Here is a 17,929-nt window from a genome sequence, read left to right on the forward strand (position 1 = left end):
CGTTGCTTTGTCTTTTTTTTGTCTTCTAAACACTTTCCTTCTCTCAAATAAATCAACAAAAATGTGGAATAATAACCGACAACTTCTATTAACCGGGGGATGGACATGGAAATAGCCAAACAGAAAAAAATCATTCGGTATCAGAATGTCGATATTCAGTATCGTGTTTATCAATCTACCGGAAAAACCGACAATCCTTGCCTTTTTTTGCTGCACGGCTTTTTATCCAGCCAATTTTGCTTCCGAAAGATGATTCCACAACTCCGTCGCCATTTTCATATACTTACCATCGACCTTCCTCCATTCGGAAAAAGCGGGAAGGCGAAGGCCTTTTGTTATTCCTATCAAAATATGGCCGATTTGGCAATATATGTACTTGATGCGTTAAATATCAGGAAAGTCTGGATAGGCGCTCACTCGATGGGTGGCCAAATCGCCCTTCGCTGTGCGATGCATTATCCAGAAAGGATCGAAAAACTGATCTTGATGGCTCCGTCTTGTTACATGAAAAAGGCATCCAGAATGCTGAATGCCTTTAGCGCATTCCCCCCTTCCCCCAAGCTCTTAAAAGCGGTACTACGCCGGGCTGGTGTCGACGGTATCTTAAAAAAATGTATGCATGATGAGCAGTTGATTACAAAACGAATGATTGCTGTCTATACGAAACCTTTTTTAGAGAACGATATTTATTCTTGTCTCACCAAATTGATTCGAGACAGAGAAGGTGATTTGCCCTCTTCCAGCCTACATTCTATCGACCAGCCATGTCTTATTTTTTGGGGAAAACAGGATTTGATTTTACCCGTTTCCAACAGCTATCGACTCTTGCGTGATTTACCTAACGCAGAATTATGTACCATCAGCAGTGTGGGTCACTTTTTGCCGGAAGAAGCACCAGCACTTATCTCCGATTATATACTGGCAAAAGTTTTCCGTTGGCAGGAATGAATTCATATTGTTTCCAATCTATTTTTCCCATTTATATAATAAAGAAGAGTAAATGTAGATAGACAAACCGATTTCCACTTACAAGGTTGCGGACTGGGAATGGTTGCCACACAGGGAAAACCTAGAAGTTGGCCAACAGTATCGCAGCATTTACAACTTTTTAATCGGAGTACTGAAGGAGGACCAGAGGATGATTAATTTCGAACAAGTACCACAGCGTACCGGCACCAGATCGGTTAAGTGGGATTTATTAAAATCCATTTACGGATCTGAAGAAGTTCTTCCAATGTGGGTTGCCGATATGGATATCGCCGTACCGGAATCCGTCAAAAATGCCCTCGTAGACAGGGCAGAACATGGTATTTTTGGCTATACGGTGACGGATAAAGCAATCAGTCAGTCTGTTACCCGCTGGCTGGAAAGACGACATGGATGGGAAATAAAACCATCATGGCTGCTGTATAGCCCGGGAGTTATCACCAGTCTTCATATGGCTGTACAGGTACTGACAGAAAAAAACGACAAAATCATGATTCAAACACCAGTTTATCCGCCATTTTATGATCTTGTCGAGATGCATGACAGACAGCTGATCAAAAGCCCGTTAAAACTGAAAGAAAACCGATATGAAATTGACTTTGATGCATTCGAAACGACCTTAAGTCAAGGCGTAAAAGCTTTTATCTTATGTAATCCGCACAATCCAGTCGGAAGGGTATGGACTGAAGAGGAACTGCGAAAAATCGGTGAGCTCTGTTTGAAACACAATGTCTTGATTTTCTCCGATGAAATTCACGCAGACCTGGTTTACCCCGGTCACACCCATGTGCCAATTGCTTCCCTTTCGGATGAAATCAATCAGATCACGATCACATGCATGTCCCCAACCAAATCCTTTAACTTGGCCGGTTTGCAAGTATCTTATCTGATTACACCTGATAAACAAAAACGAGAAAAAATCGATCACTTTTTCCATAAGCAAGGGTTAAAAATGATCAATACAATGGGGATTACAGCTTTGGAAGCGGCATATAACGATGGAGAAGAATGGCTTGAAAAGCTGATGCAATTATTGGATGAAAACAGGCAGCTTGTCGAGAAAACTTTTCAAGAGCGGGATGAAATAAATGTCATACCAGCCGAAGGTACTTATCTCATCTGGCTAGACTGCCGGTCGCTGAATATGTCACAAGATGAATTGAAGAAGTTCATGCAGGAGGATGCGAAAGTAGGACTTAACGACGGTATTTCCTTCGGCAAAGAAGGGGAAGGATTCATGCGCATCAATATCGCCTGCCCCCGCGTGACGGTGGAAGAAGGCCTGAATCGGATTACATCAGCACTGGCTGCTCGAAAAAAATAACTCAAAACAGATTTACAAAGCATAAATACTATATAACAAACGAGGCTGTCGCAACCGCTTTGATAGGAGCAGCAGTGGCGACAGCCTATTCTTGTTCTTTTTCCTGATTATCTTCCGTAGGATCTGTCGGTGACTGCTCGGATGCAGAATCTTGCGCTTGTATTTTTCCACAAGCAATTCTGGCACCAGATTCGCCTGCTGGCTGGCTGACGCCATCATCCTGGCTTTCATGGAGTACCAGGGAAGTGCCATCTTCTTTAAGCAATGAATTTTTCCCGTCGGTTAAAGTGGCGCCACTGAGCATCAATTCTGCTTCGGCCACCCCATCCTCGGCCACTTCCACATTGGGAAGGTCTCCAAGGTGAGAACCTTCTGGATGCATCAACCCATGTTCATTTCCTTCCGGATTTAGGTGACTGCCTGCCGACGTAAAATCCGGCCCTTCACATTTAGGAAATTCATGTACATGAATGCCATGGAGGCCAGTCTCCAATCCTTCCAAGGATAGCTTTACTTGAACACCATCTGACTGTTCTGACAGTTCAGCTGTCCCCAAGGAATCTCCGTCACCATTCAACATATCTACCTTTAACGGGGATCGAATATTCTCCTGACAGCCCACCATGAAAATCAACGGTACACTAAGAACTGCCTTTATTAATAGCTTATCCAAGAAATCAACTCCCATCAAAAACTTCATATGGGAATAGTATAGCCGGGTAACGGAGGAAATATCCTGTTTCGAGGAAAGCTTTCTTTACAGGTGAAAATGCATAAAGCGCTTTCCCTCCTGGACAAGTTATAGCTATTAAAAACTCCGTGAAAAAATATCACGGAGTACCGGGTCACTGTTTGGAATGATGGTTTTTGTTCGAAGCCGGTGAAGAGGAATTTATCGAATACTTTTCATCAATTCGTCTTTCTTCTTTTTTTGAATGTTTGTATATAAGGTACATGGTAACAGCAGCACCGATAGAAAATATCACCAAGGATATCAGAGCAGGTATATATTCTGTTTTATCCTCGGGAAAATATAAAAATTCCATCATGATAAATCACGTCCTTCTCCACTCCATTATAGCAAAACGGGTTAATTCTTGTACATATATTCTACATCTGGCAAAATTGAATTAACCTACAATAGGGAGTGATCTAAATGGAAAATGCCACAATAGGAGAAATCGTCAAAGCCCATTATAAATCAGGAACATACATAGGAGAAGTTATCGAGGATCGTGGGGAAAACTACTTGATAAAAGTCTTGGCAGTCGCAAAGCACCCCTTACAAGGAGACTTACACAATTACGGAAAAACAGAAAACGTGTTCTTCCATCAACGAAAAGCATTAAGCTGGCAGGAAAAGATGAATGTCTCGAAACCGGCAGTCCATCCTTATACGGAAGATTCGATCCCTGATTATGAAACATCTCTTCGGCAGGCGGTTGATGAGTTGAAAGAAAAATTGAACAAACAGGACAGCGAATTTAACCAGAAGGCAATCAAAAGCCTTGAAGAACTAGAAAATTCCTATTTCCATTAAGAAAAAGCGAAAGCGTCTTGCTCACCCCCGACAAGCTTAAGACAAGCCCCGGAGTGGCGAACTTCTGCCACAGAGAGGATTGACTTAAGACCTCGAGGGGGGAGGGTCTGGAGCTGGACAGCATCACGCCAGCATATATAACCTTCAAAAAAGAAGATACTGTCTCACCCTTCGTAAGTAGTTCCGTCTCGGTGAAGAAACTTACGAAGTAACATACTAATTAGCAGACCAAATCGCAAAAGATTTGGTCTCATCTTTTTGTGATATATATTAGCATACAAAATAACATCCTGATTTAATGACATCAGTTATTGTCAACGTGCTAATTACTAAATTAACTGGAGGTGCTATTTGCTGTGTTAATTTTTATTCCACAAGTCTTGATGAATAAGGTACAATAGAAAATAACGAACATACGTTTTTTCTCAAGGAGGGGAATAATGAAGAAAGCACTACTGATAATAGACGTTCAAAATGGGATGTCCAAGAAGGTAATGGTATCTATAAAGGAAAAATGGTACTACAAAATGTGAAAAGTTTGATTTCACAAGCTCATTCTACCGGGACACCTATTTTTTATATACAACATAATGCACCTGCTGGTAAACCCTTAGAGTATGGCACAAAGGGATGGGAGATTCATCCCGAAATCAAGCCAACCAATCAAGATATAGTCATTCAAAAAACTACTCCTGATTCGTTTTTTTATACTTCTTTAAATGAGAAGCTCCAAAAGCAAGAGATTGACCATTTAGTAGTTGCAGGAATCCAGACAGAAGCGTGCGTTGATACAACTTGCAGAAGGGCATTTAGTATGGAGTATAAGGTCACTTTGGTTTCAGATTCACATAGCACCTGGAACTCACAGGAAATGACTGCTCAACAAATTATTAACCACCACAACGGTGTATTGCGATGGTTTGCTGATGTATATCCAAGTAAAGAAATTGTTTTTTGAGTCATTGTGAAATGATGTACTTAAACTATTGCGAGCCATCGTTTTCAACAGCAAAATGTTAAAAACAGAACGCTTTGACTTTAATACCCAGGCGTATATTTAGACGTTACTTTATGTGTCAAATATACGGTATTTAGTATATGTTATTTCACTTGTTTTTTACATTTCCTCCATGGTATCGAAATTGCTTTCCCATACCGAGACATCTTTTCCTGCTTACGTACCTGGCACCCTTAAGTCCTTCTTCTTCGGCTTTGCATTTCCGTAAACCTTATTGGTTATTTTGGGAGCCTGTTCAAACAACAGCATTCCTAAAAAAGCAGCAACCACGATATAGATACCGGCCATTATCTTTACTGCCCCCACCGCTGTCGCAGCAATCACCACGGAAAACTCTCCGCGGGCGCAAAGTGATAAACCAGCACGTAATGACACCTTCTTTGATAATCCATACCATCTTCCACCGATAGTGCCTACTAACACTTTGGAAACAATCGACCAAACAAGCAAAGAACCCAGCAGCAAAGGCATCGGAATTCCGTTACCTAATTCAATGGTGGTTCCAAAATAGATGAAGAATGTCGGCAGCATAAGATCCCGAAGCGGAACAACGGTTTGTTCGACCCGGTGAAGATAGCGAATTTCAGCAAGCATCATGCCTGCCAGAAACGCCCCCAACACTTCAGATAAGCCAAGAAATAGTGCTAATCCGCCATAGGCAACTGCAAAACCTACCAGCAATGCGGTTTTAAAATCTTCATCTTCAATTTTCTCCCATAAGTGGTCGAACTTTTTGAACACCACTTTGCCTAGAAAAATCGCCAACAAAGCCAGCCCCACTATTTTCCCTAGCAAAAGTAACAGGTCGTTTGCAGCAAAGCTGCTGCCACTTCCCACACCAATCAAAATTGCCACAACCACTGGGGCAACCAAATCTTCAAAAATAAGAATTGCCAAAATAAATTCGGTTTCGGAGTTGGCCATCCTGCTTTTATCGTCCAACAGTTTGGCTGTAATAGAAGAACTTGTGGCATAAGCTACACCACCAACAATAAAAGCAGAAAATAAATCCATCCCAAAACCTACCGCAATCATCATCGAGATACCAAAACTCAATACCACATCCAAAAGCCCTGAAGGCCAAGCCCGTTTTGCAATCCCACCAAGCCTGGAAATACTGAACTCCATACCGAGTAGAAAAAACAGCAGTACAATGCCGATCTCGCTGGCTATGTGTAGTATTTCATTGTCATTCAAATGGTCCGCCAGCAATATCCCGAACAAAATATATAAAATGACACTTGGGAACTTTATTTTCATGCTTAAGAAACCCAGGTAGAAAATGCCGAGAAGGATTAGGCCCGCACCTAATAAAACTGGTAATTCAGTATGCAAGGACGATCATTCCTCCCCTTTGCACAAAGCGGTCAATGAAGCAATTTGGTCTTTTTTGCCAACACACATCAACAGATTGCCCGGTTCCAGTTTAGTCGTTGTATCAGGAATGGCAATCGTTTCTCCCTCTTGCACAATACCGATGATCGTCGCCCCTGTCCTATTTCTTACTCCGGATTCTTCAATTGTTTTATTAGCTAAAGGCGAACTTTCTTTCAACTTCACATAATCAATGACGATTTGGTTTTGAAAAATCTTCAATTTATCGGCATCAACAGGCTGGTAGGTAGCCCCCAATAGTTGGGCTCCCAGCTCCCTTGTCTCATCAGGAGTAAGATCCATGCCGAAATCCGCCTCATCGCTGTCTGCATCATTAAAAAAATACAACTCCCGTTTGCCCGAATGGTGGACTACCACCACGAGCATGCTGTCCTCGCATGTTTTCAACGTGATTTTTTGTCCAATGCCTGGGAGTTGGGAAACCGATACATTCATTTTGCACACCTCTTTTATTTCTTTCCATAATTGTCTGTAAAAAAAAGCTAGAGAGAGTCTCTAGCTTTTTTCTTCCTTATAAGTGAAATCATTCACCAAGATGTTCTGTTATAACTTCTGCTACTCCTTGAAGCGCTTGTTCTTCGTCGCTTCCATCGGCAGTAACCGTAATTTCAGCGCCTTTTGGCACACCAAGGGACATAACGCCCATGATTGATTTAAGGTTAACTGTTTTGCCGTTGTAATGCATTTCAATTTCTGATTCATACTGACCTGCTTTATTTACAAGAAGTGTAGCCGGCCGTGCGTGAACTCCTGTGTCGTCTGTAATAGTGAATTTTCTTTCTTGCATTGTTATCCATCCTTTCAGTCTTCCCATTATATATATCACTTTTCCATAAGCTATGTGTTTCAAACCCATATGTGAAAAGTTGAACTCCAATTTATTATATACGAAAACCTTTGATTTAGAAACAAAAATCTCCTGTTTTTCTAATATCGAAACCGTCTGAAGGATTATCGTCCAGTATTTGTATTTAAAATTTGATTGTGATAACTTAAGTTTGTACATAGCTATCAAACAGGAGGTATTGCCATGAGCGTACATATTGGAGCGCAACCAGGGGAAATAGCCGATAAGATTCTGCTTCCCGGTGATCCATTGCGTGCTAAATATATTGCAGAAAACTTTTTGGAAGATGTCCACTGCTATAATGAAGTAAGAGGAATGTATGGTTACACCGGTACATACAAAGGGGAGACGTTGTCTGTACAAGGGACCGGAATGGGGGTCCCTTCTATCTCCATTTATGTCAATGAATTAATCCAAAGTTATGACGTGAAGAAATTGATCCGTGTCGGAACATGCGGTGCTATCCAAGAGGATGTTAAAGTACGCGACGTTATCCTAGCTTCTACTTCCACGACTGACTCGCAAATCAACAGAATGGTGTTTGGGGGGATAGACTTCGCTCCAGCAGCAGACTTTGAACTGCTGAAAAATGCTTACGAGACAGGAAGTGAAAAGGGACTCCACCTGCGTGTTGGCAGTGTGTTCACCAGCGACAGCTTTTACCGGGATAATGGATTGGAGCTGTTTAAACAGTTAGCTCAATATAAAGTTCTTGGTGTTGAAATGGAAACAACCGCCCTTTATACGTTAGCTGCTAAGTTCGGGCGGCAGGCACTATCCGTGTTGACCGTTTCCGACCACATCCTTACTGGCGAGGAAACAAGTGCCGAAGAAAGACAAACCACCTTCAATGAGATGATCGAGGTTGCTCTGGAGACAGCAATCAAGTAATCAAGTAACCGAACAATGCCGGCTTCTTCAAGATGCCGGCATTTCATTTAACTATTACGTTAACCAAAATATTTTAAGGGTTGACAATAAAGGAAGACGATTCTATCCTTTAATTAAAAGGAGGCGTACAAAATGAAAAAATTTACTGCTGCCGATTTATCAATGGGAGCTGTTTTTGTCGGGTTGATGGCCATTGGCGCCAATATTGCAGTCTGGTTTCCTTTTTTGGCGATTCCAATTGGAGGAGTATCCGTACCACTGTCCTTACAAACGTTTTTTGCCATCCTTGCCGGATTACTGCTTGGTAGAAAATTAGGTCTATTTACGATGTTTACCTATATTATGATTGGTTTCGCTGGTGTACCAGTGTTCGCCAACATGAAATCGGGACCTTTTATTCTTTTTGATTACACAGGAGGATTCTTGCTTTCTTTTTTAGCTGTGGCTTTTATAACCGGTTGGATTGCAGAAAAGATAGAACGGCCGAAGTTGCTTCCGTTAGCCGGAGCTTCTTTCGCTGGAGTAATTGCGAATTACTTAATCGGTGTCAGTTATATGTATGTAGCAATGAATACGTGGCTTGGCCTTCAAATAACTTATCAGGCAGCCTGGCTCGGTATGGTGCCATTTCTGATAAAAGATACTGGCTTGACAATACTTTCAGCTGCCTTAATGCTGAAAATAGCTAACAGCTTGCAGCACCGTTCTGCTTCCTTTTCTTCTACTTCCCGGCGATGGACTTAGGAGGTAAACCGATTTTTTCGCCTTCCTTTTGATTGGGCAATGGCATCTTGGTGAATGAGCTGTTGCAACGCTCTCTATGTATAGACCAAAGGCCGCGGACCGGATGGAGATAAATAGAAAGATCCTCTTGATATCCTGTAGTTTTCTGCAAGCTGTAGGGGCTGTCCTGTAAGTTAAGATACACTTATGGGACAGCCCTTTTCTCTCTGTTACGGTTTCCCTTACAGTTATGATATAATCGAGTTTAATTCAAACGCCTGCCGTATGTATCTGCACCTTTGCGAAACGTACGTTATGTGGACAGGATGTTGGGGAAAACTATAAGACGAGATATTGGCCAGGAAAGGATGTAATGGTTGTATGGATTTATTTTTTAATTTTCCCTTGTTGGCTGCTTTGGCAGGCATCGTGATCGCTCAAGGAGTAAAGGTTCCGATTCATATGATAGCTGAACGGGAATTCAAACCTGGCTTGGCCTTCAGTACGGGAGGGATGCCAAGCAGCCACTCCGCTGCAGTAGCAGCCGTATCAACTGGGATCGGGATACAGGAAGGGTTTGATACGGGAATCTTTGCTGTTGCCTGTGTCTTCAGTATTATTATCATGTTTGATGCTTCCGGTGTCCGCCGGCAAACCGGTGAACAAGCCATCCTGCTAAACACGCTTGTAAAAGACTTCAGTTATTTTATGGAAGAAGCGAAAGGGTGGGGGAAAAAAGGAGAATATCAGAAACGAGAAGAACTGAAAGAACTGCTCGGACACCAGCCGATCGAAGTGTTTTTCGGAGCTTTATGCGGCATTATCATTGCGTTATTGCTTTATCAATTTACGTAGAAGAGAGTTACCTCCCCTCCCTTCATAAAAGATAAAAACAAAGCCCTGGGCGTCCTGCTCGCTATTCAAAAAAATCTGTCTGAGAATATTTGCTTCCATAAATAGAAAATGAGGCCGGACAAAAGCATGGCCACTAAAGCAAGAACCGAACGAATTCTAAATGCCAATAAAATTCGTTCGGCTCTTATTTGTGTATTCTCATGGTTTGATGCGTGCTTCAAATCGCTACGGCAAGATACTACGCGTTCCACGGGCACGGCTTCAACTTCCTCAGAAAGCAAAAAACGCTTTCTTGCGGGATTTTCAGCTCGTGTTGTTCCCGTAGGAGTCTCCGTATCTTGCCTTCGCTACGTTTTCGCGGTCTGATTTCCAGATGATAAAGACAAGATGAACAGAACTGTATTCTTCTATTGGCTGATAGGTATCTAAACAGTAAAGAAGACGAAAAATCAGCATGGGGGTTCCTTTATTCTTTGGAAATTGGACTATAGCATAAAAAGGATAAAGTAGTACTCCTGGTTTCCATACGGCTTCGTTTTCTATCCGTAACGGCAATAACGAAAAACACACCCGAAGAGAAAGTATCTATCCAACGGAGAAAGGTACGCCGCAGACTCCAACGGGATGAACGCGAGCTGAAGATCCACTTGGCAAAGCGGTATTCTTTGCCAAGTTAGCTGAAGCCGTGCCCGCGGAAAGCGAAGTACCTTGCCGGAGTGGGAAGTGGCACTTTTCATGAGAGAAGGGTAGAACGGTTTGCTTTTTGCTAACCAAATAAAAACCGAACGAATTGTAAATCGTTCGGTTTTTATTTTAGGTCACGATGCTTTTGTCCCAGGCTCAGACCGAAATTATATACTTTCTTATCTTTAGAACAAACTCGACGAATCGGCGTGTTTTTTTAACGCTAAGCCAGCAACAACATACAGGACTGTAAAATACAAAATACAGTCTGACTCAACGAAAACAGTAGCTCCTCCATCTTACTCTGTACTGCTGTCTCACTGATTCAGCCTAATTTTCTTCAGCTTTTCTTTATTTGCTCACGAAATACTTGCAGTGCCTCTGTTTCATTCAATGCCGTCAATTCTTTCTCCGTAAGCGAACCATCGCCTTTTTCCACAACAAATACTTCTACTTCTTTTTTACCCCATTTGGCAAAAACATCTTCGACTGTCGGATAATACAAATCAATTTTGTTTCCCTGGATGGCAGAACCTTTATCCGCAACCACTCCATAGCCATAGCCTGGAATATAAAGGATGGTTCCAATCGGGTAAACAGTCAAATCTGCTGCAATGGTGGAGTATAAGTCTCTTGTAACCTTTACTCCGGAATAAGTGATCCCATATTGTGGATGGTCAGGAGACTTACCAGTGGATTCCACACCTGCCGTGTAACCCGTGGCCATTACGGTAGCACTTGGGTATTGCTCAAAGTCAATTGCTTCCTCCAGGGTTTCAGGTCCTTTTACTTGCTGACTGGATATATAGGTCGTTTCTGCTTTTTGATGGTTTAATGATTTCTTTGACAAACTGACTACTCTTTCAGACTGCAGTCCATATGGTTTTTGGTCTGCAGGGGCGCCGTTCATTTTTTCACTGATGCCGTTTTTCAAATCCATTGCCGATACATTTGTCAGTGCCCCAAATGTAGCATAAAATGCCCCCAAGAATAAAAGGATCATCATGCTTCTTCTTAAAAATTTTAATTTTCTCATGGATAACACCTCTCTGGATGTCATCCTTTCCATAAATGAGAAAAATTATACAAATCCGCATGAATCAACCTTCAATCAGAACATCTGGTAGCCGTTTTTCCGAAGCATTTTAATGACAATACCAGATACAATCGTGCCGATAAAGCCGCTTATCAAAATGACAATGTCAACGACTGTAAGTCCAACCAACCGGTTTCCCAGAGATTGAAAAGCACTTCCGGTATTGGTGAAATACGTTTTGAAGGGAATGTCATCCACAATCAGCAAAACGATGATTGGATAGATAAATGCCATCAGCCAAGACTGGCGGAGCAGCATATTTAATATAAATGCAATCCCGAAAAACAATACAAAAAATAATAAAATAGATACGACTAGCTGTATCAACCGCTTTTCCCCCTTGAGCGGACAATCGCCCATTAATTAATCCACAACTAATTTTATAGCGAAAGAAATAATTGCGCAACCGCCTCCTGAAAGCCTGCCAGCTCTTTCTTCATCAGCCACTTGCAACGATACCCCGCATTGAGTGAAGAAGAACAAATCATCAAAGGAGTCCTTCCCTGGGAAAACTTTGGCCGGAAAAGAAACCTTTTTAAAGGGAAAGGAAGGGCTGTCCCAGCCGTTTTTCACAACGTTGGGACAGCCCTATGAATTTTACACATCAACCAAAAAAGTTGAATTTGCCTTTTTTCAACAGCAAGCCGAGGCCACCAAGCTTTAATAAATAACGATTGTCTATGACTTTTTTCATCACCGATGCCGACCAGCCAAACAACTTCTTATCCCCGAATACGACACCGATGGCATCATCGTGTCCAAGCGAGGCGACTGTTCCGCGATCGTTATATGCGAAAGTTTCCAGTTGGGAACCGCCTCCCGCAAGAATTGCCAGGTTATGGGCAGCAACTTCTGCTTCTTGGATAGCAATCTGGGCTGTTGGCGGGTATGGTCTTCCCGTTTCCTCATTCATGATCAATGCACAGTCACCGACAACAAATACTTCAGGATGAGAAGGGGCACGCAAATCCGCTTGAACCTCAACTTTGCCCCGGTTCACTTCCAAACCAGACTCTTCCACCAGGGAATTCGCTCTCACACCAGCAGCCCATACAGTGGTGTTTGTCGGAATTTCTTCCCGTTTTTCATCTTTTTCGATAATGATGCTATTTGGCGTACATTCTTTCAACATGGCACCGACTTTAAATTCTACTCCTTTTGCTTCCAACGCATTCATGGCGTATTCCACCAAAGCTGGATCGAAGCCTGGAAGAACGGTAGGTGCAGCTTCTACGTTGATGATACGGACCTGACTGCGATCGATGTCATATTCTTTGCAAAGCTCTGGAACACGGTTAGCAAGTTCGCCTACAAACTCGATTCCTGTAAACCCGCCTCCACCGACAACAATGTTCAAGCGCTCCTGTTTCTTCTCGGCTTCATTATTGTATTTAGCGAAATTGTATTCAATGTGCTCCCTGATCAGACGGGCTGAGTTGATGTTGTTGATGGTAAACGCATTTTCAAGTAAACCTGGGATTCCGAAAGTCGCTGCCTCGAATCCCAGCGCCACTACCAGATAATCGTAGTCGAGTTGACCGTTTTCTAAAATCACTTGTTTTTCATCCGGATTGAAGCTGACTACCGTATCTTGAACAAAGTTAATCTTACTAAAATCAACTACATCTTTGATCGGCAGTCGTGTACGGTCCTGATGAAGTGTTCCGGCAGCATTTTCGTGCAACCATGTAGTTTGGTAATGGTAGTCATGTTTGTTGACAAGAGTGATATGAGCATCGTTGACTCCAAGTTTTTTTTGCAGTTTCACTGTTGTCATGATTCCGCCGTATCCGGCCCCTAGGATGACAATGTTTGGCTTGTTCATTCTGATCACTTCCATTTATATTTTTTTGCTTACTTTTATTTTCCGAAAGTTTACGATAATTATTACGTGATGTATTTCACGTACTTCTCCATAAAAAAACATTCAGAAAAACGGCTGTAAACTCCGTAATCCCGGACAGGAAATCAAGCAAAAAAGCTGGATGGCCGGGGGGTGTATGTAATTGTCACAATATCGTAATATATTTAACACAATGATAATCTTAGCCCTTTTTTTCACAACTTTCAAGTCTAATTTTCTTTTTTAGAAAATTGAAATTACAGGATCAGAATCATTCATTATTAGCTAAACTTCATTTTATGTTAGAATAATGGTTGTGCATTCAAGGTAATAGGAGGAATCAATCATGACCAATGAGGTGTATGATGTGACAATAATCGGCGCTGGTCCTGTCGGATTGTTCACTGCCTTTTATGGAGGTATGCGTCAAGCCAGCGTAAAAATATTGGAAAGTTTACCGCATATCGGCGGACAATTGTCTGCCCTTTATCCAGAGAAATATATATATGATGTGGCCGGATTTCCAAAAGTCCGTGCACAGGAGCTAGTCGACAACCTGAAAGAACAGGCTGATATGTTTGATCCAGCCATTGTCCTAGGGCAGTCCGTTGAAGCAATTGAACGGTTGGAAGATGGTTCTTTTAAAATGACTACCAATACCAATGATATTCATTATACGAAAACCATCATCATCACGGCCGGCAATGGTGCATTCCAGCCACGTCGTTTGACCATCGAAGGTATTGAGGCATTTGAAGGGATCAATCTTAATTACTACGTAGAAGATATGAATAAGTATGCAGGGGAGCGTGTCCTATTGTGCGGCGGTGGTGACTCTGCTGTTGACTGGGCTTTGATGTTGGAACCAATTGCCAAGGAAGTGACGTTGGTGCACCGGCGGGATAACTTCCGCGCCCATGAACATAGTGTAGAACAATTAATGAATTCCAGTGTGAATATCATGACACCGTTCGTTCCGGAAGAAATGATCGGCGAAGATAAAATTGAGCAAGTGAAGCTGAAAGAGGTAAAAGGTGACCGAGAAGAATTGATCAATGTTGATTCTGTGCTTGTCAACTATGGTTTCATTTCCTCTCTTGGTCCAATCAAGAAATGGGATTTGGAAATAGAAAAAAACAGTATTGTGGTTAATTCGAAAATGGAAACAAATATTCCTGGCATTTATGCAGCCGGTGATATTTGTACCTACCCTGGCAAGGTCAACTTGATTGCTTCCGGATTCGGAGAAGGACCGACAGCAGTCAACAACGCGAAAAACTATATCGATCCCAACGCTCGTGTACAGCCAAAGCATTCCACAAGCATGTTTTAATCGCTCACTATATTTTATAACTTGCAGAAAACCTAAACGTTTTCTGCAAGTTTTTTTGTTTCAAATAATTCTATCCTGCTGCATAAAAGATAGAAACTGCGCATTAAAACTTTCTTCAGTCTCTGACTAGAAAATGTGTAGGCTATCGCTGCGGAAATACCTTGCGCTTTCCGCGGGCGGCTGGTGAGCTTCCTCGAGCTAACGCTCTGCGGGATCTCACCGAGGCCTTTCCTCCCGCTGGAGTCTCCAGGTATTTCCTCCGCTAGGAACAGATTCCTGTTTCTAAACGAATGTACTAGACATTTTCTTTATTCACTTGGTACTACATAATAGACATAGCTTGAAAAACAAGCAGAAAGTCCAAGAGAAACGGGATCCCAACTGTTTTTCAAGAAGAGAAGTACAAATTTCCTGACAAGCGTTGTTAAGAAGTCTTGTTGGTTCTAAAGAGTAAAGGTTGTACGCTTGCGATAAAATCAGCACGCTTCTTAGCGCAGGGAGCATACGCAGACTCCTGCGGGAAAAGCGCGAGCTGAAGATCCACTTGGTAAAGCGGTTTTCTTTACCAAGTTAGCTGAAGCCGTGCCCGCGGAAAGCGAAGTATGCTACCGAAGCGGTGGTTACCATTCTTTTTGAATAGGCAATGAAACTTCCAATCACGGTTACTGCGCAGTTTCTATCAAAAGGGGAAAAACATAGCTAACAAACAAATCTGGACAAAAGCGCAAGCGCCTCTTTAAAGGAGTACAGGCTAGAGCCGCCACGTCCTGTGGCAACGCCTGCATGACCCACATCGTTTGGGCCTCCGATAAGCTTAAGAACAGCCTCGGCGTGGCGCTTTTTGTCACATAGAGGGTGGGCTTAAGACCTCGAGGGGGTAGGCGCTGGAGCTGGACGTGGCTGGTTCAGCCAATAATTATCCACAGACAATTAAATTTATAATTTCCTATACAGCAAGAAAGCCTTTTCAGGTCACTTTTAAGACGGTTAATTAAAGCAAACTTCCCTATCCTTAACTCGCTTTTTGTTTAGGGACAGGATGGCATTGGTATACAACTATAAGTAAGTCTTTCACTGGCTGCTGATAGGATGGCTGCTTGCGGGGATAATACGAATGGAATATGCCAATGGAGGTGCTTGTACATGGAGAATGAATTTGAAGATAGACTAATTCCGGCCACTTCGGTTGCCAGCGGGGTTGGTAAAGAGCTTTTAACCGACCTGTATTGCTTCCCTATACAAGTCGTCAATATGTATTTTTACGGGCATCCGGGGGATAAATGGACAATCATCGATGCTGGGATGCCACGTTCAGCCGACAAAATCATAGAAGCGGCAGAGAATAGGTATGGAAAGGATGCTAAACCGGAAGCCATCATTCTGACACATGGACATTTTGATCATGTCGGAGCGATTGTCGAGCTGCTCGAAAAATGGCCGGTACCTGTTTATGCCCATAAGGAGGAGCTTCCGTACTTGACCGGCAAGGAATCTTATCCAGAACCGGATTCTTCCGTCGACGGTGGATTGGTTGCCAAAATGTCGCCGATGTTTCCAAACCATAGTATTAACATTTCAGAGTATGTCAAACCGCTTCCCGACGACCAATCGGTTCCTGGTATGGAGGGATGGGAATGGATTCCTACCCCCGGACATACCAAAGGACATGTTTCCCTGTTCCGCGAAGAGGACCGTTCTTTAATTGCCGGCGATGCCTTTGTCACAGTCAAACAAGAGTCGTTATATAATGTTATGACGCAAAAGCAAGAAATTAGCGGCCCGCCAAGATATTTAACAACGGACTGGAAAGCTGCTAAGGAATCCGTCATCAAGCTTAACGAACTGGGGCCTCTCTTGGCTGCCACAGGCCACGGGATTCCAATGTCAGGGGATTTCCTGGCTCAGGAATTGCAAAAGCTTGTCGACAATTTTGACACCATCGCAGTCCCGGAACAAGGTCGTTACACGTAGGATAATTTAACGAAAAACAAAACCCTCGACTCGGTGTCGAGGGTTTTGTTTATTGTGATTTTTGATCAGCAATTCGGATCCGGGGTTCCCGCGTTGGCCGCTGTTTTGAAAGAAGAACCACAGCCGCATGACACGATGGCATTTGGGTTATCGATGGTGAATCCGCCGCCCATCATGTTTTGTTTAAAATCAATTGTCGTCCCTTCGATAATCGGGATATCTTGTTGGCTGATAATCAAAGGAATGCCATTGCTTTCCTCTACCTTATCAAGCTCCGGATTAACTTCTTCATCAAACCCCATGGAGTAAGACAATCCACTGCAGCCGCCGCCTTTCACGCCAAAACGAAGGCGAATGTCGGAAGATTCCTCTTCTTTCATCATTTCTTTGATCTGCAGACTTGCATTGTCCGTAATATTGATGGTCATACAAAACCCTCCTATAATTCCGTCTTCCCTCTTGCTTTTATAATAAAGACTTATCGTCAATTCGTCTCCTTTAGTATACTAAGGAAATCGAGATTCATCAACATTAACGCTTCCAATAAAAGGTGCCTGTTGTCGTGGTTTCTGCTTTTCCACGCATCCAGACACGGCCATCTGCCGCCCATTTGATAAACAAATCTCCCCCGCTTAAATGGACACAAATTTCCGTATCTTTCTGGGCATACCCATTGAGAATACTAGCCACGGCAGCTGCACAGGCACCAGTTCCACAAGCCTGCGTAACACCTGATCCTCTCTCCCATACCCGAAAATGCATTTCGGTTTCGGAAATTATCTCGATGAACTCCACGTTGACCCCTTCGGGAAACCGTTCGTCGTTCGTGATCAACGGACCAAGATCATACAGCGGGGCTTCATCAATGTCTTCCACAAAGAACACAGCATGAGGATTCCCCATGGAAACAGCGGTTAATTCTAAAGGGTGATGACTTACTTCGAACGCTTCTGAAATCACTGTTTCATCATTCCCAAGCATCGGAATACCCCGTCTGTTTAAAGTCGGCTTGCCCATGTCAACCGTCACTTCCTCGACGACATCTCCATCAAGAAATACTTCAGCTGTTACATTACCGGCCCGGGTCTCAATAACAAACTGAGTTTTATTTACCAGGTTATTCTCAAATGCATATTTTGCTACACAGCGGAGGCCGTTTCCACAGTTTTTCCCTTCCGATCCATCTTTATTGAAAATACGCATGCCCACGTCTGCAGCAGCGGTTGGATGGATCAAAATCAATCCATCCGAACCTATTCCGGTATTTATATCGGATACTTTTTTGGCCAATTCCACTAATACTGATTCTTCTACAGAAAATGAAAATAAGTCTAAAAATATATAACTATTGCCCAACCCGTGCATTTTTGTATAAGGGATTTCCACCTTGATCACCTAGCCTCATGAAGTAACTGTTTATGC

At 42.8% G+C, this 17,929-nt stretch carries 19 protein-coding genes; 9 read left to right on the forward strand and 10 right to left on the reverse strand.

Features of this window, described 5'->3' with window-relative positions; genetic code table 11:
• The first annotated feature begins 105 nt into the window (after positions 1–105).
• Both ERJ70_RS13325 and ERJ70_RS13330 read left to right on the forward strand, forming a co-directional pair.
• The gene (locus tag ERJ70_RS13325; RefSeq protein WP_209365322.1) at positions 106–948 is read left to right on the forward strand and encodes an alpha/beta fold hydrolase; all 843 of its coding nucleotides are present in this window, start codon (positions 106–108) and stop codon (positions 946–948) included.
• A gap of 190 nt (positions 949–1,138) precedes the next feature.
• Positions 1,139–2,311: a MalY/PatB family protein gene (locus ERJ70_RS13330; protein ID WP_209365323.1), complete on the forward strand. Its 1,173-nt coding sequence runs from the start codon at positions 1,139–1,141 to the stop codon at positions 2,309–2,311.
• An 85-nt stretch (positions 2,312–2,396) separates the two neighbouring features.
• Here ERJ70_RS13330 and ERJ70_RS13335 read toward each other — a convergent pair whose 3' ends face one another.
• On the reverse strand, positions 2,397–2,984 hold the full coding sequence (locus ERJ70_RS13335; protein WP_374099727.1) for a superoxide dismutase family protein: 588 nt from the start codon (positions 2,982–2,984) through the stop codon (positions 2,397–2,399).
• 172 nt (positions 2,985–3,156) lie between these two features.
• Positions 3,157–3,360, reverse strand: a complete 204-nt coding sequence (locus ERJ70_RS13340) for a hypothetical protein (RefSeq protein ID WP_209365324.1) — start codon at positions 3,358–3,360, stop codon at positions 3,157–3,159.
• 107 nt (positions 3,361–3,467) lie between these two features.
• Between ERJ70_RS13340 and kapB the strand changes: the two genes are divergently transcribed.
• The gene (kapB, locus tag ERJ70_RS13345) at positions 3,468–3,851 is read left to right on the forward strand and encodes a kinase-associated lipoprotein KapB (protein ID WP_209365325.1); all 384 of its coding nucleotides are present in this window, start codon (positions 3,468–3,470) and stop codon (positions 3,849–3,851) included.
• A gap of 529 nt (positions 3,852–4,380) precedes the next feature.
• Positions 4,381–4,809: a cysteine hydrolase family protein gene (locus tag ERJ70_RS13350; RefSeq protein WP_309507005.1), complete on the forward strand. Its 429-nt coding sequence runs from the start codon at positions 4,381–4,383 to the stop codon at positions 4,807–4,809.
• A gap of 216 nt (positions 4,810–5,025) precedes the next feature.
• On the opposite strand, the gene ERJ70_RS13355 is transcribed toward ERJ70_RS13350, so the two are convergent.
• The 3 genes from ERJ70_RS13355 to ERJ70_RS13365 all read right to left on the reverse strand — a co-directional run bounded on the left by ERJ70_RS13355 (position 5,026) and on the right by ERJ70_RS13365 (position 7,051).
• On the reverse strand, positions 5,026–6,204 hold the full coding sequence (locus ERJ70_RS13355; RefSeq protein ID WP_209365326.1) for a cation:proton antiporter: 1,179 nt from the start codon (positions 6,202–6,204) through the stop codon (positions 5,026–5,028).
• Between the two features lie 6 nt (positions 6,205–6,210).
• Positions 6,211–6,699, reverse strand: coding sequence for a cation:proton antiporter regulatory subunit (locus ERJ70_RS13360; RefSeq protein WP_209365327.1), 489 nt, complete (start codon positions 6,697–6,699; stop codon positions 6,211–6,213).
• An 88-nt stretch (positions 6,700–6,787) separates the two neighbouring features.
• On the reverse strand, positions 6,788–7,051 hold the full coding sequence (locus ERJ70_RS13365; protein ID WP_026569596.1) for a phosphocarrier protein HPr: 264 nt from the start codon (positions 7,049–7,051) through the stop codon (positions 6,788–6,790).
• A 243-nt stretch (positions 7,052–7,294) separates the two neighbouring features.
• Here ERJ70_RS13365 and deoD point away from each other — a divergent pair, with 243 nt between their 5' ends.
• The 3 genes from deoD to ERJ70_RS13380 all read left to right on the forward strand — a co-directional run bounded on the left by deoD (position 7,295) and on the right by ERJ70_RS13380 (position 9,580).
• The gene (deoD, locus tag ERJ70_RS13370) at positions 7,295–8,002 is read left to right on the forward strand and encodes a purine-nucleoside phosphorylase (protein WP_209365328.1); all 708 of its coding nucleotides are present in this window, start codon (positions 7,295–7,297) and stop codon (positions 8,000–8,002) included.
• A 132-nt stretch (positions 8,003–8,134) separates the two neighbouring features.
• A complete protein-coding gene (locus tag ERJ70_RS13375) occupies positions 8,135–8,746 on the forward strand; it encodes a biotin transporter BioY (RefSeq protein ID WP_209365329.1) in 612 nt (203 codons plus the stop codon).
• 360 nt (positions 8,747–9,106) lie between these two features.
• The gene (locus ERJ70_RS13380) at positions 9,107–9,580 is read left to right on the forward strand and encodes a divergent PAP2 family protein (RefSeq protein ID WP_209365330.1); all 474 of its coding nucleotides are present in this window, start codon (positions 9,107–9,109) and stop codon (positions 9,578–9,580) included.
• Positions 9,581–10,604: 1,024 nt separating this feature from the next.
• Here the strand turns inward: ERJ70_RS13380 and spsC are convergent.
• The 3 genes from spsC to ERJ70_RS13395 form a co-directional block, all read right to left on the reverse strand.
• Positions 10,605–11,300, reverse strand: a complete 696-nt coding sequence (gene spsC / locus ERJ70_RS13385; protein ID WP_209365331.1) for a stationary phase survival protein SpsC — start codon at positions 11,298–11,300, stop codon at positions 10,605–10,607.
• A gap of 75 nt (positions 11,301–11,375) precedes the next feature.
• The gene (locus ERJ70_RS13390) at positions 11,376–11,687 is read right to left on the reverse strand and encodes a YuiB family protein (RefSeq protein ID WP_209365332.1); all 312 of its coding nucleotides are present in this window, start codon (positions 11,685–11,687) and stop codon (positions 11,376–11,378) included.
• Positions 11,688–11,964: 277 nt separating this feature from the next.
• Positions 11,965–13,185, reverse strand: a complete 1,221-nt coding sequence (locus tag ERJ70_RS13395; RefSeq protein ID WP_209365333.1) for an NAD(P)/FAD-dependent oxidoreductase — start codon at positions 13,183–13,185, stop codon at positions 11,965–11,967.
• A gap of 364 nt (positions 13,186–13,549) precedes the next feature.
• Between ERJ70_RS13395 and ERJ70_RS13400 the strand changes: the two genes are divergently transcribed.
• Together ERJ70_RS13400 and ERJ70_RS13405 are read left to right on the forward strand one after the other, a co-directional pair.
• On the forward strand, positions 13,550–14,536 hold the full coding sequence (locus tag ERJ70_RS13400; protein WP_209365334.1) for an NAD(P)/FAD-dependent oxidoreductase: 987 nt from the start codon (positions 13,550–13,552) through the stop codon (positions 14,534–14,536).
• Between the two features lie 1,143 nt (positions 14,537–15,679).
• Positions 15,680–16,507, forward strand: a complete 828-nt coding sequence (locus ERJ70_RS13405) for an MBL fold metallo-hydrolase (protein ID WP_209365335.1) — start codon at positions 15,680–15,682, stop codon at positions 16,505–16,507.
• 65 nt (positions 16,508–16,572) lie between these two features.
• Here ERJ70_RS13405 and ERJ70_RS13410 read toward each other — a convergent pair whose 3' ends face one another.
• Both ERJ70_RS13410 and dapF read right to left on the reverse strand, forming a co-directional pair.
• On the reverse strand, positions 16,573–16,935 hold the full coding sequence (locus ERJ70_RS13410) for a HesB/IscA family protein (RefSeq protein ID WP_209365336.1): 363 nt from the start codon (positions 16,933–16,935) through the stop codon (positions 16,573–16,575).
• A gap of 103 nt (positions 16,936–17,038) precedes the next feature.
• Entirely contained in the window at positions 17,039–17,893 is an 855-nt protein-coding gene (dapF, locus tag ERJ70_RS13415) for a diaminopimelate epimerase (RefSeq protein WP_209369370.1), read from the reverse strand.
• Between the last annotated feature and the right edge of the window lie 36 nt (positions 17,894–17,929).

The organism is Sediminibacillus dalangtanensis (assembly GCF_017792025.1).
GTDB classification, from domain to species: Bacteria; Bacillota; Bacilli; order Bacillales; family Amphibacillaceae; genus Sediminibacillus; species Sediminibacillus dalangtanensis.